General features: G+C 60.9%; 11 protein-coding genes. 3 read left to right on the top strand and 8 right to left on the bottom strand.

Annotated elements, in window-relative coordinates; translation table 11 throughout:
• The first annotated feature begins 39 nt into the window (after nt 1-39).
• The gene (locus AYR47_RS09585) at nt 40-645 is read left to right on the top strand and encodes a toluene tolerance protein (RefSeq protein WP_033897832.1); all 606 of its coding nucleotides are present in this window, start codon (nt 40-42) and stop codon (nt 643-645) included.
• Here the strand turns inward: AYR47_RS09585 and AYR47_RS09580 are convergent.
• The 8 genes from AYR47_RS09580 to AYR47_RS09545 all read right to left on the bottom strand — a co-directional run bounded on the left by AYR47_RS09580 (nt 634) and on the right by AYR47_RS09545 (nt 9,184).
• Nucleotides 634-1,719, bottom strand: coding sequence for a glycosyltransferase (locus AYR47_RS09580; protein WP_061435060.1), 1,086 nt, complete (start codon nt 1,717-1,719; stop codon nt 634-636). The two genes, AYR47_RS09585 and AYR47_RS09580, sit on opposite strands and share 12 nt — an antisense overlap.
• Before the next feature lie 46 nt (nt 1,720-1,765).
• Nucleotides 1,766-2,527 (bottom strand): hypothetical protein, encoded by a 762-nt coding sequence (locus AYR47_RS09575; RefSeq protein WP_061435058.1) that lies wholly within the window; start codon nt 2,525-2,527, stop codon nt 1,766-1,768.
• A gap of 52 nt (nt 2,528-2,579) precedes the next feature.
• The gene (locus AYR47_RS09570) at nt 2,580-3,536 is read right to left on the bottom strand and encodes a glycosyltransferase family protein (protein ID WP_061435057.1); all 957 of its coding nucleotides are present in this window, start codon (nt 3,534-3,536) and stop codon (nt 2,580-2,582) included.
• Nucleotides 3,533-4,921, bottom strand: a complete 1,389-nt coding sequence (locus AYR47_RS09565; RefSeq protein WP_061435056.1) for a PIG-L deacetylase family protein — start codon at nt 4,919-4,921, stop codon at nt 3,533-3,535. The genes AYR47_RS09570 and AYR47_RS09565 overlap by 4 nt, the downstream gene beginning before the upstream one ends.
• Nucleotides 4,918-5,814 (bottom strand): antimicrobial resistance protein Mig-14, encoded by an 897-nt coding sequence (locus AYR47_RS09560; protein WP_033897824.1) that lies wholly within the window; start codon nt 5,812-5,814, stop codon nt 4,918-4,920. The genes AYR47_RS09565 and AYR47_RS09560 overlap by 4 nt, the downstream gene beginning before the upstream one ends.
• Nucleotides 5,814-6,944 (bottom strand): glycosyltransferase, encoded by a 1,131-nt coding sequence (locus AYR47_RS09555; RefSeq protein ID WP_061435055.1) that lies wholly within the window; start codon nt 6,942-6,944, stop codon nt 5,814-5,816. Before AYR47_RS09555 ends, AYR47_RS09560 begins: the two co-directional genes overlap by 1 nt.
• A complete protein-coding gene (locus AYR47_RS09550) occupies nt 6,928-8,685 on the bottom strand; it encodes a carbamoyltransferase family protein (protein WP_033897821.1) in 1,758 nt (585 codons plus the stop codon). The genes AYR47_RS09555 and AYR47_RS09550 overlap by 17 nt, the downstream gene beginning before the upstream one ends.
• A 142-nt stretch (nt 8,686-8,827) precedes the next feature.
• Nucleotides 8,828-9,184 carry a YceK/YidQ family lipoprotein gene (locus tag AYR47_RS09545; protein WP_061435054.1) on the bottom strand — a complete coding sequence of 119 codons (357 nt, stop codon included), beginning with the start codon at nt 9,182-9,184 and terminating at the stop codon, nt 8,828-8,830.
• 201 nt (nt 9,185-9,385) lie between these two features.
• On the opposite strand from AYR47_RS09545, the gene AYR47_RS09540 reads away from it, so the two are divergent.
• The gene (locus tag AYR47_RS09540) at nt 9,386-11,488 is read left to right on the top strand and encodes a TonB-dependent receptor family protein (RefSeq protein WP_061435052.1); all 2,103 of its coding nucleotides are present in this window, start codon (nt 9,386-9,388) and stop codon (nt 11,486-11,488) included.
• Between the two features lie 76 nt (nt 11,489-11,564).
• A complete protein-coding gene (locus AYR47_RS09535) occupies nt 11,565-12,953 on the top strand; it encodes a surface-adhesin E family protein (protein ID WP_061435050.1) in 1,389 nt (462 codons plus the stop codon).
• Nucleotides 12,954-12,977: the final 24 nt, after the last annotated feature.

Raw genomic sequence — 12,977 nt, 5'->3', positions numbered from 1 at the left:
CGATCACTGTGCCCGCGACTCCTACAAGGCTTTCCGACGATGCAATGTTCAAGGCTTCCCCAAGCCGATTTAAACGCGATGATTGAAGGTGCCCGCATCCTCGAAAAGGACAGCTATGGCCCTAAGGTCTACCTGCTGGCTGACGGGAATATCCTCAAACTGTTTCGCCGCAAGCGCCTGTTTTCATCGGCGCTGTTTCGCCCCTACTCCAAGCGCTTCATCGACAACGTGGCGCAGTTGCAACAACGTGGCATCCCCACCTTGACCGTGCTTGCGTTCTTCCAGCTGGCCGCGCCCGGCATGACCGCCGTGCTGTATCGCCCGTTGCCGGGTGAAACGCTGCGCCAGATCTCCAACAAGGAAGGCTTTGACTGGCAATCGAACCTCGACCCGCTGGTGGCACTTATCCGCCGTTTGCATGGTGCGGGAATCTACTTCCGCTCCCTGCATTTGGGCAATATCGTTGTTACACCTGATAACGAAATGGGCCTGATCGATGTGGCGGACATGCGTTTTTTGCGCGCGCCGCTGAACGCGGAGCTCGCGCGGCGCAACTTGCAACATTTCGCACGCTATATTGCACGCGAGAAGCTGAACGAACGCTTTCCAATGCAAGCACTGGAGCAAGCGCTCTTAGCGGCATGAAAACAGGCGCTGGGAGGTTTCACTGAAGTCCTTCCAGGCTTGCTCCGGCGCCAGGGCCCGGGACTGAGCGTCGAGCACGTCCTGGGCCGAAGTCGCGAAGGCGTGCTCCATCAAGCGGCCCCAGGCCTGTGCATTATCTGAAGGGGCGTACCAGCCGGCGTCCGCCAGTTGCTCGCGGAACACGGCCAATTCGCTGGTCAATACGGGCACACCGGCCATCACGGCCTCTTGCAGGATCAACCCCAAGCCCTCTTGCGTCGACGGAATGGCGACCCAGTCAAAGGCCCGGTACAGCGTCGCCGCGTCCGGTAAATGACCCGGCAGCGAAACCTTGCCCTGCAAGCCGAGCTGCTCGATACGCGCCTCCAGAGTATCCCTCGCCGCCCCCTCACCGATTATCACCAGCCGCGCATCCGGCTGATGCACCGACACACCGGCAAACGCCTCCAGCAAACAGCTGAACCCTTTGCCGTCGACCAACCGGCCTACTGCACCCAGTACGGGCGAGCCGTCCAACGGAAGGCCAAGACGAGTGCGCGCCTGCTCCCGAGAAAGCGCGGCAGCACGAAAAGCCACGGGATCGAACGCGCTGCGCAGCACGGTTACCGGCCGCTGCAGGAAACGCTCGATCGAGTGAGCCAGGGTTTGCGAAACGGCCACCAGGGTCAGCTGTGTAGCCGGAAACTGTTCAAACAGCTTCTCGTCCGCCCGGCGCATGCGTGTGACACCATGAAACACCACGACGGCGCGTACGTGCGGCAAACGCTTGAGCACCGGCAACATCACCCGAGCCACGCCAACCCCATCAATCAGCACAATCTCTACATCGTCAGGCAACGCTTTCTGGAAGCGCGCACGCATCCAGGGCATCAGCAACTTCCACAAGTGCCGGCCCTTGAGCCGGGCAGAAGAGAGGTGCCACTCCAATGCCCGCTCATCCTCTTGCGAATGACCTTGAAGCAGCCAGGTATTGATCGGTGCACGGCAAATGGCGTGGGAAAGTATCTGTTGATGAACCTTCTGCACCGAAGCGAATGCAGAACCACCGGCCCACATGATGTTGATGATACTCATCGAAAAAATGACCTTTTGCGGCGTTGTTGTGGCTTGTCGTCTGTTCTTAATGGATCAACCAGCCGATACCGACACCCAGTACCAGCATGACTGCCAGCTTGACCCGCTCTCGCCGCTTACGACGCACCTTGGTCAAACGCTCCTCTGCCGTCGCCACATGCAAACCAAAACCGGTATGCAGAACCGCATCGCCCTCCAGCGTCACGGCTGCCAGGTTCAGCTGTGCATAACGCTTCGATAGCCCCTTCTCACCCTCGAACCCGGCGTAAGGCGCGCACAACCTGTACTCCTTGACGCGTCGCAACCCCGGGTTCAACGAAAAGCCCTGCCACTCTGGCTTGTCGGACAGCAGGGGATAACATGGCACCCCGCCGATCACCTCACGCGGCCCTAAATGGATGTAAGGGCTGTGTACCTGCAAGTCGTATACGTAGTTGCGCAACCACACCTGCAAAATATCGGGTCGCTGCTCCAATACCGCCTTGGAATCTTCGATGAAGCCTGGTCGATAAAACGCCCAGTCATCTTCGCAATGGAATATGTAGGGAGTCTTGACCGACTCGTAGGCCAAGTCGATAGATGCCAACTGCCCAAGCTTCGGGCGGTTGATCAAGAAAGTGCAATGGCTGCGCCAGTGCTCAGGAACCGCATGGCGTACGGCTTCATCGCCAGAGTCTTCGGTAATGAAGACCTCACGTATATCAGCCGTATTAAACAGATCGAAGCTCTCGAGCGCGCGCTTTAACAAATCGAAGCGACCACAACTGGTCACTACGAGCGTTATGTCGCTTTGATCAGAGAATTGCATTCAAGGCCTCGACAATATCATATAGCCATCATTTGCGACCACCTGGCCGATATCAAACGCCCAGCTTCAGGCGCAACCTTTCCAGCACACTCAATGGTGCACGGGGCCGCAGCGGCGGCTCGAGGGCTTCGGCAATCCGCTGGCCGATCCTGGCAAAGCTGAACTGGCTGACGGCCAGGTCCTGGCCCTTGCGCGCAATATCGGCCGCCAACTGCGGATTGGACCGTAACACGGCCAGCTTTTCCTGCAACTGTGGGATGTCCTTGTAGAACACCACATTGACCATCTCTTCGAACCCCAGGGCCGCGTTTTCCTCGGCGCCCTGATCGAATGCCAGCAGCACGCATCCACAGGCCATGGCTTCGAAATTCTTGATCATGTACTCGCCCATGCCCACATCGGCGCTGACGAAAAAGCGGATCCGGTTGAGCGTGGCGCAATATTCTTCACCGGATTTGGTGCGTGTGACCACCAACGGCTCAACCTGTGCCAGTTCATCGAGCAGCGCCTTGCGACCACTGTAGGCGACGCTGTTGGTACTGCCGACAAACGCCAACTCGATATCCCGCTCACGCTCCTGCGGCTGCAACAGCGCCTGATCATAGCCCTTGGGCACGAACACTGCGTCAAAGCCCTCGGCGCGCAGCCGTTCGGTCACCATGTAGCCGGAGCTGATCACCCGCGCCCAAGGCAATCGTCGGTAATGAGCGCTGAATTTACCGGTGTATTTGCAAGGAATGTAGTTCTGGTAGGCGTCGTGTTCGAGGATCACCAGGTTCGGGATCGTACGGATAAACCCGGCCTGGCGGATTTCCTGCTTGAAGCGCAGGAAGAACACAATGCGGTCGTAGCGGGTCACGTCGACCTCACGCCGGAAGTAACCGCGCAGGTTGCGCTGCTCATCGCTGCTCAACCAACGGATATCGCATTCGCAGTGCTCGGCCACGCCTTCGTACAAGCGATCGAGGATGGCGCGCTGCTCTTTCTGCACCAAAAACAAGACTTTCATGACTTATCCTTTCCCAAACGCCAGAACAGCTCATGCCGTCGTACGGCCTTGCGGAAAAATTCGTTCTCACCATACGGCGACTGCGCACGGCCCGCCAACACTCGCTGCAGCCAACGCCGTACGCGACGCTTGAAGGGCGGTGACGGTTGCAAGTCATGCATCATGCCCAGCGCCATGGCCTTGTCACGCTGCTGTGTCAGCGTCAGAGGCAGGCTGCAGGGCAGCAGCTCTTCGGTCGCGTCGAACAGCGGCGGCAACGCAATGCCGGTGCCCGCGTCGCCCATGGGCCAGCGGTCGTTGTCGTGCAAGTGGTTGGCGTAGCCGAGTACTGTCGTCGGCTGCCACTCAAGACCTTGCAAGGCTTCCAGAACCGCGTGCTGCGCGCAGATATGGTCTGGATGCGGGTCCAATACCGGATGCGGCAGCACAATCACCTCTGGACGCGCCATCAACAACACTTGGCGCAGGTCGGCCAACAGGTTGTTCCAGGTCGGCAAGCCATCGCTGTCCGCCGGCAATTTAAACGGATTGAATTGGCGGAACGGCCGAACGTCTGTCATCTCGGCTTCACGGGAAGCAAACGGCAGATCCGGAGCGGCTTGCATCGCCTGCAATTGCAGGCAGAAGTAACCCAATTGCACGCAATGGGCTTGCGGCACACCCGCCCAGAGCGGCACGGCGATACTGTCCCAGGCGCGCAGGCGACCCTTGATGCGCGCGGCTTCGACCGCGTCCAGGCCCATCTGCTGGTAATGCTCGGCTTCGATTTCGCCCGCCGTCAGGGTGACGATCCAAGGCTTTTCAGCCTGGCTGTACAGGCCGAACGCCGCCAATTCGGCATCGTCGGCATGGGGCGCGATCACCATCACGCGCTGCGTGCGGTAATCCGGGTGGTTCCAGGCCCACAGGCGCGGCGTGCCGATCACTCGGCAATGCCGACCGCGCAACGGCAACTCGTTCAGCGCCAAACCACTGAGGTTCAGGTAACGCACGCCGTTGACGCCGCGCTCAAAGGTTTGCCGGTCGCCCGCCAGTTCAATGCTCGGGTCAAGGAAGCGTCCCAGCCACGTGCTTTTGATCTTGATCGCCAGCACCCGCGTTGCGTCCGCGTCCACCGGCTGGTCCAGTAGCAAGCGCCCATGTTCCAGGCGCACGCCCGGCACCTCGGCGTCCGCTGCAAAACGGTATTGGTAATCCTCGTTAGGCGCATAGAACAGATGGTCGGCAAACCAGGCCTCATGGGCGATCCAGGCCAGCACGGCCAACAGCAATGGCAACCACCAGGCCACCAGGATGCCGATCACCACCAGCAGCAATAAGCCAACCATCAGCGCCGTGCGCTTGTTGCGCCGATGGCGCTTGAGCAGTTGCTGCTTACGGGTCATACGCTGAATACCTGCACGGGGTTGCACCAACGGTCCTTGTACTCGCGGTCGGCCCGGCCAAAGGAGAAGCGCAACGGCTTGCCGACTTCGCGTGCCTGCTCCCAGGCACTCTGGGTATTAAGAAAGCTCAACACGCTACCGGGGCTGAAGGCACGGGTTTCAGGATCGACCCCGCCGTTGACGTACTCGACACTGATCCACTCCGGCGATTCGACCCGATACACCAACTGAATCGCGATAGGCGCGTCATTCAGAAAAATCACCGAGCCGATCAACCACTCGCGCATCAGCTCGATCACTTCAGCCAAGCGCTCGGCGCCAGTGGCTGTGAAGCCCCAGCGGCGCAGGAACAGGTCACAATAGATGGCCGCCAGCTCTGCGCTGGAAAACTCGCTGACAGGCCGTACCACGCCGCCCGCCTCTTCCAGCAAACGCAGTTCGCGGCGCTGGTTGTAGCGAAATTTCTTCGACAGCTCTTCCGGAGTGCGCGCCATGGCCAACTGCTCGGCCTGGGGCTTGAGGCCGCTGAAGCGGCCTTCGTTCAACGTCGACAGGTAGCGTGCACGCTGGCGCAAAGGCGCCTGCGCATCGGCGGCGGCCGGCAGGATCACCTCGGCATTGCCCAGGTCGAACAGGCCTTTCTTGCCACTGCGCTTGAGCACGTCCTTGGACAGCGCCAGGTCGCGCCCCCAGGTGGCAATGCACGCCTTGAGTTCACCCGCCTGCTCCCAGGCCAGGTATCGCACAGGAATCTGCGCCAGCCCAGCCAGACGCTCGATCACTTGCGGATGGGTCGCGACGCTACCGCCAAAACGCTGCCAGGCCTCGTGGTAGGTCGGTGCCTCGACGACGCACCAGCCGCGCTCGCGCCAGCCTTGGAATCGATTGAGCATCAAGCCCTCGCGGTCAGTTCAATGACATGGGGCAATTGCCAGAAAGTGTCGCGCACCGCCTGATCCGAGAATCGTGCGTGCAGGCGCTCCAGCATCAGCTCTGCGCACTGGTGTTGCTGGTGTGGGTCCATCGCGGCCAGATGGCACAGCCCTTGGGCCAGGTGCTCGGCGTCACCGAACGGAAACAGGATGCCAACACCTTCGACCACTTCCCGTGCACCACCACACGCGGTGGCCAACAGTGGTACGCCAGCGGCCATGGCTTCCAGCAGCACCATACCGAAGGGTTCGTGATCGGAGCTCAGCGCAAACACATCAAACGCGCGGAAATAGCGGCGCGCCTCCGGCACCTGGCCGAGGAACAGCACCTTGTCGGCAATCCCCAACTCGCGGGCCAGCTCCTTCAGGCCCTGCTCCAGGCGCCCGGTGCCGAGGATCGCCAGGCGGCTTTCAACCGGCAATTGCGCCAATGCCAAGGCAAAACCCTTGAGCAGGGTGGCCTGGTCCTTGTCCGGGTGCAGGCGGCCGACATTGCCGACCACCCATTCATCCGGCGACAACCCCAGGGCATCCCGCGCGTCATCCCTGGAAACCTGCTGGGCTTGCAGGGCTTGCACATCGATGCGGTTGTACAAGGTCTGGATACGCGCCGCCGGCCAACTCGGCAGGCAGCGGCGGATGTCATCGCGCACGGCGTCGGAAACCCCCAGCAGGCTCAGGCGCTTGCGGAAGATCGACGCGAACAGGCGGCGGCCACGGCGCTGATAATCACCGAAAGCATGGTGCACACCGATCACCTGCAACCGCGTGGCGAGCAACGCCACGTAGATCGGCTTGGCGCGGTGCGCGATGCAGAAACTGAAATTGCGCGAGGCGGCAATCTTACGCATCTCGGCGATGGCGCCCAGCTTGAGGCCACGAATGGCCTTCGAGCTGAACTCCATGAACAGCACCTCATCACTGGCGCAACCCGCCGCCACTTCAGGGTCGGCAACCCCGGTGAGAAACACCGTGGTCACCTTGTAGCCGGAGCCTGCGAACAGGCTGGCGTATTGCCGCGCGCAGTCCAGGAACGGCCCGTCATAGCCGTGGCAGAACTGCAGGACGTGGCGTTCAGCCGACCGTGTCATAAGGGTCCACGCCGTCTTTGACGACCAGGATGTCTTCCATGATCAGGTATTGCAGGTCAGAGCCGAAGAACATGTCCAGCGCGTCTTTGGGCGAGCAGATCATCGCTTCGCCACGACGGTTGAGCGAGGTGTTCAGCGACACACCGTTACCGGTGAGCACTTCCAGCTCTTTCATCATGTCGTAGTAACGCGGGTTGTATTCGCGCTTGAGCACCTGGGCGCGGGACGTGCCATCTTCATGGACCACCTCCGGCACGCGGGTCTTCCACTCTTCAGCCACTTCAAAGGTGAAGGTCATGAACGGCGCCGGGTGATCGACCTTGATCATCTGCGGGGCGACGGTGTCGAGCATCGACGGGCAGAAAGGCCTCCAGCGCTCGCGGAACTTGATCTGGTGGTTGATGCGATCAGCCACGCCGGTGGCGCTTGGGCAACCGATGATCGAACGACCGCCGAGGGCACGCGGGCCAAACTCCATGCGGCCCTGGAACCAGGCCACCGGGTTGCCGTCGACCATGATCTTGGCGATGCGCTGGGGCATGTTGTCGATCTTGCGCCATACGGGCTTGCTCTCGTGCTTGGCGCACGCCGCAATCACCTCTTCGTTGCTGTAGGACGGGCCGAGGTAGACGTGTTCCATCTTCTCCACCGGCACACCACGGGCGTGGGACACATAAGCCGCCGCACCGACCGCCGTACCGGCATCGCCGGACGCCGGCTGTACGAACAGCTCCTTGACGTCGTCACGGGCAATGATCTTCTGGTTCAGCTTGACGTTCAACGCGCAGCCGCCAGCGAAGGCCAGCTTGCCGGTGTCTTTCAGGATGTCGCCCAGGTAGTGGTCGATCATCTGCAGGGCCAGCTTCTCGAACAGCGCTTGCATGCTGGCGGCGTAGTGGATGTACGGCTCGTCGGCGATATCGCCTTCGCGCTTCGGACCCAGCCACTCGATCAGTTTTGGCGAGAAGTAGAACCCTTTGCCTTTCTCTTTATAGCGGCGCAGGCCGATGACGTTGGCGTAGTCGGTGTTGATCACCAGCTCGCCGTTTTCAAAAGAGGCCAGGCGCGAGAAGTCGTATTTGCTGGCATCGCCGTACGGCGCCATGCCCATGACCTTGAACTCGCCGTCGAGCATCTCGAAACCGAGGAACTCGGTAATTGCGCCGTACAGGCCGCCGAGGGAGTCCGGGTCGTAGAATTCCTTGATCTTGTGGATCTTGCCGTTCTCGCCGTAGCCGAAGAACGTGGTGGCGTACTCACCTTTACCGTCGATGCCGAGGATCGCAGTTTTCTCCTGGAAGCCGGAGCAGTGGTAGGCGCTGGACGCGTGGGCCAGGTGGTGTTCAACCGGTTCGATCTTGATTTTCTTCGGATCGAAGCCCAGTTGCTCCAGGCACCAGACGATCTTGTTGCGATAGCGTTTGTAGCGACGGTTGCCCATCAGGATCGCGTCGAGGGCGCGGTCCGGGGCGTACCAGTAACGCTTGGCGTAGTGCCAGCGCGCCTCACCGAACAGGCTGATCGGGGCGAACGGAATCGCCACCACGTCAACGTCGGAAGGCTTGATGCCGGCCTGTTCCAGGCAGAACTTCGCCGACTCGTAGGGCATGCGGTTCTTTGCATGTTTGTCGCGTACGAAGCGCTCTTCTTCGGCGGCCGCGATCAGCTTGCCGTCGATATACAAGGCTGCGGAAGGATCATGGCTAAGGGCGCCGGACAGGCCAAGAATCGTCAATGCCACAGGGGTCTAGCCTCTTTTAGTCTGCATGCAGGCGGGTTACGCCGCGAAAAAGTGTGCTTCCCGCCTGGGCAGGAAACAGCTAAAGGGCGGGATTATAGCTTAAAAGCAGGGGGGAGCTGTTAGCGGCGAGTGGCAAGAAGGATCAGCGGAAGATCTCGATGCTGCCGTCTTTGCTCTGGCGGTAAAGGGTGTAGGGCAACACCAGCGTATCGACCACGCCGGAGGCAATGAAATCGACGGCAACGAAAGGTAGCGCGGCACCGCTATGGTCTTTCAGGCTATTGCTTGTCAGGCTCTTGTCGGGGGCCGGCTCGCCATTGAGCGTGCAAAAGTTGTAGATCACCCCGCTGTAGATACGTGGCACGTTCTCGCAGTGGCTACGCGAGTCCTTGAGGTTCTGGCTGGCGACCGCATCGGGACGGAAGACCGTGGTGACGGTTCCGCAACCGGTGAGCAGACAGCACAGCACAAGCCACACGACTTTCGACCCAATCCTCATGACCCCCTCCTTTTGACCCATCGGCCATTGTCGTTACCAAGGCCTGCCACGCTAACATCGCAAAGGCTGATGTCCCAGGGTGGCACCTCCGATGTGCAGCGTAAGACGATTCCTAAATGATAAATCTCGCCCAAGTCACTAAACTCGCGTCCCTTTGCGCGTTTACCTCCTATACAACGCGCCACGGATTCTGGCTGACCCATGAAAACCCTCGCCCGCTTCACCTTGTTGCTGCCCGGTTTGCTCGCCTTGAGTGATGCCGCGCGGGCTGACGACGCACCGCTGATCCTGGACCCCAGCGTGGTCACCGGCTCCCGCAGCGCCAGCCCGACCTTCGACCTGCCCTACTCGGTCGACGGCGTCAGCCGTGAGCAGATCAGCGACGGCCAACTGGGCATCAATGCCTCCGAGGTCCTGTCTCGCGTGCCCGGCCTGGTGGTGCAGAACCGCCAGAACTACGCCCAGGACCTACAGATTTCTTCCCGCGGCTTCGGCGCCCGCTCGGCCTTCGGCGTACGCGGTCTCAAGTTGATCGCCGACGGTATCCCTGCCAGCACGCCAGACGGCCAGGGCCAGGCCGCCACGTTCAACCTCGACACCGCCGAGCGCATCGAAGTCCTGCGCGGCCCGGCGGCCACCCTGTATGGCAGCAACGCCGGCGGCGTGATCCAGATGTTCTCCCGCGACGGCGAAGGCCCGCCACGCATCGGCGCCGAGACCCTGGTGGGCAGCGACGGCTTGAACAAGAACCACCTGACCGCCGAGGGCGCGACAAATGGCGCAGGCTTTGTGCTCGACGCCTCACGCATGGACACCAACGGCTACCGCGACCACAGCAGCGCGCGCCGCGACCAGACCTTCGCCAAGCTCAACTTCCAACCGGATGACGACAGCAAACTCGCGCTGATCTACAGCAGCCTGGAACAGAACGGCACGCAGGATCCGCTGGGGCAGACCTGGGCGGCGTACAAGGCCGATCCACGCTCGGTGAGTGCCAATGCGCTGACCTACAACACGCGCAAAAGCATCGATCATCAGCAATTGGGCCTGAATTACGAGCGATACATCGGCGATGCGACGTTGCAGGTGAATGCCTATACGGGGCGGCGGAGTGTGATTCAGTATCTGTCGATCCCTGACAAGTTCGCCAGTGGCGTGACCAACCCCGCCAATGCACGCGGCGGCGTGGTGGCGTTCGACCGCAAGTTCTACGGCGGTTCCGTCCACTGGTTGCAACCCATCACCAGCGTCCCGGGCGACCTGACCCTGATCGCCGGGCTCGACTACGACCGCAGCCAGGATGATCGCCAAGGCTATTCCAACACCGTCAATGGCGTTCACGGCGTGAAAGGCGCACTTGGCCGCGACGAAATCGACACCGCCACCAGCCTTGACCCATTCGTGCAAGCCAACTGGTTACTGGGTGACTGGACGCTGCAAGCAGGGCTACGCCACAGCACCATGGAAATGAAGGTCGACGACCACTTCCTCAGCGACGGCAACGACAGCGGCAGCAAGACTTACCAGAAGAACACACCGTCAGTCAGCGTCATGTACGCGTTCACGCCTGACTTGCACGGCTACGTCAGCGCAGGCAAAGGCTTTGAAACCCCGACGCAAGCTGAATCGGCTTATTCCAGCAGTTCAAACGGTTTCAATTTTGCGCTCAAGCCTTCGGTCAGTACGCAATATGAGGTTGGCCTGAAAGCACGCGTCGGCCAGGACACGCGCATCAACGCCGCCGTCTTCCAGATCACGACCGAAGACGAATTGGTGGTGCAGCAATCCAGCGGCGGCCGTACGACTTATCAAAACGCCGGCCGCACCCTGCGCCGCGGCTTCGAACTGGGCATCGAAAGCCAGCTCAGCGAACACTGGAGCACCAACCTCGCCTACACCCGCCTGCAAGCCACCTATGACAGTGACTTCGTCAGCGGCGGCAACACTGCCGTCGACAAGGGCAACTACCTGCCCGGCGTACCGCAAACCACGCTGTTCGCCGAGCTGAACTGGAAACCCCGAGACTGGGTCAGCACCGCCATCGAAGGCCTGTACCGCAGCAAGGTCTACGTCGAAGACACCAACAGCCAACACGCCGCACCGGCCTATAGCGTGTTCAACTGGCGCGCGCGCTTTGAGCAGAAAGTCGAACACTGGACCTTCCACCAGACCCTGCGCCTGGATAACCTGCTCGACCGCCAGTACGTCGGCTCGGTGATCGTCGGCGATGGCAACAACCGCTATTACGAGGCCGCGCCGGGGCGCTCCTGGTATGCGGGTGCAGGGGCGGAGTATCAATTCTGATCAGCGCGCCCCGCACAAAACGCGATGCGGCGGGTCGAAAGGCCCTGATCACCTCTCATCTCTGCAAGGAACGCTCATGAAACACATCGCGGTTATCGTCGCCCTAGGCCTGCTCAGTGGTTGCGGCGCGCAAGGGCTGAAGAGCGGCGACAAGGCCGACGCCCCGTATAAAGACATGCTCAAGAAGCCGCTATTGGCCGACTCGATCATGCGCGATGGCGACGACCTCAGTTACCAGGTTCACGTCACCCTGACCAACAACACCTCCGTGCCGGATATCGCGCAGATCCAGGCATCCTGCACCACTCCGAGCGGGAGCCTGCTGTATCTAGAAGCCCCCGGCACCCCAGGGCGCGAGGGCCAGCCTACTCGCATCACGGTCATGCGCGACCTGGTGCCAGCAGTGATTGGCGAACTGCAACAGAACACCAGCTTTACCGACGCTTGCGCCCGCACGCCGCGCCCGGATTGGCGTCTCGTCAGCACGACAGAGACTCAACGCCAGTTGCTCATCGACCGCGCCAGCCTCAAGACCGTGGGCGAGAAAGTGGAGTTCTGGGGCGCCTACGATGAGCCGCTCATCCTGATCAACAAACTCAAGAAAATGCCCTACGCCCAGACGCGTATCCATTTAGAGGTCAACTGCAATCGCCAGACTTATCGCACCCTGGCGGCTTTCAGCCTCACCCAAAACAACAAGGTCACCTTCGGCAACGTCGTCGCCGTCCCCATTGACCAGCCCTTCAGCAGCGCCGAGGCGGAAAGCCAGCCCCTGCTCAAAGCTGCATGTTCGTCAACCGTTGCGCAGTTGCCGGTCGCCGTTGCACGCGACAAGGTCCAGGAAACCCTGACACCACCGCCCGTTCCCGCAACGGTAACGGCGGCCATCTCTGCCCTGGGCATGCCCGCTGCCCCTCAGTCACTCCATCACCTTGTGGAGAAGCGCGACCTGGGCTCCTCCAGCCTGCAAACCGACGTATTCATTGAGCCCGGCGCTGCAGAAAACCAACTTAAAGCCCGCCGCGTGACTAAGTTCTCGACCGCCCACATCACGACGTTCCGTGGATTGTTCAGCCTGACATTCCAAGGCGGATTTGAATTGCGCGGGTTGAACGTCTCGGCCGCAAGCCACCTTGAACAACTCAGTTTCACCGGCGACTGGAAGCACATGCCGGTCGGCACAACGCTGGGCTTCAAGGTGAAAGAGCGCAATCGCAACACCGCCGAAGAGGACCGCCTGCTCTCCCGTGATTCGACCTGCGTCGTCGCACGCGAACTGCCGGCCAGCAAAGTCAATTCGGCACTGAGTGGCAACGCGAAAGAGCTCAATTGCACGGCTGCTGGCGATAACTACCAGGCAACCGGCACGGTCATGTACCTGCAGGACTATGGGTATTTCTTCGCCAGCCAGGACTTTATCCAGGGCAAATACAAAACCCGTACCACGCTGGTCAACGCGCAATAGCGCCGGCAAACTGAGGCCTAAACG

It is taken from the genome of Pseudomonas azotoformans (assembly GCF_001579805.1).
Lineage (GTDB): Bacteria > Pseudomonadota > Gammaproteobacteria > Pseudomonadales > Pseudomonadaceae > Aquipseudomonas > Aquipseudomonas azotoformans_A.
The sequence above is the reverse complement of the archived record's forward strand: the minus strand, read 5'-3'. Positions and strand labels throughout refer to the sequence as shown.

Bases quoted from the DNA above. Each gene is read 5' to 3' on its own strand.
- AYR47_RS09585 (WP_033897832.1), top strand. From the start codon at position 40: ATGCAATGTTCAAGGCTTCCCCAAGCCGATTTAAACGCGATGATTGAA.
- AYR47_RS09565 (WP_061435056.1), bottom strand. From the start codon at position 4,921: ATGACCCGTAAGCAGCAACTGCTCAAGCGCCATCGGCGCAACAAGCGC.
- AYR47_RS09535 (WP_061435050.1), top strand. From the start codon at position 11,565: ATGAAACACATCGCGGTTATCGTCGCCCTAGGCCTGCTCAGTGGTTGC.
- AYR47_RS09545 (WP_061435054.1), bottom strand. From the start codon at position 9,184: ATGAGGATTGGGTCGAAAGTCGTGTGGCTTGTGCTGTGCTGTCTGCTC.
- AYR47_RS09555 (WP_061435055.1), bottom strand. From the start codon at position 6,944: ATGACACGGTCGGCTGAACGCCACGTCCTGCAGTTCTGCCACGGCTAT.
- AYR47_RS09575 (WP_061435058.1), bottom strand. From the start codon at position 2,527: ATGCAATTCTCTGATCAAAGCGACATAACGCTCGTAGTGACCAGTTGT.
- AYR47_RS09580 (WP_061435060.1), bottom strand. From the start codon at position 1,719: ATGAGTATCATCAACATCATGTGGGCCGGTGGTTCTGCATTCGCTTCG.
- AYR47_RS09540 (WP_061435052.1), top strand. From the start codon at position 9,386: ATGAAAACCCTCGCCCGCTTCACCTTGTTGCTGCCCGGTTTGCTCGCC.
- AYR47_RS09570 (WP_061435057.1), bottom strand. From the start codon at position 3,536: ATGAAAGTCTTGTTTTTGGTGCAGAAAGAGCAGCGCGCCATCCTCGAT.
- AYR47_RS09560 (WP_033897824.1), bottom strand. From the start codon at position 5,814: ATGCTCAATCGATTCCAAGGCTGGCGCGAGCGCGGCTGGTGCGTCGTC.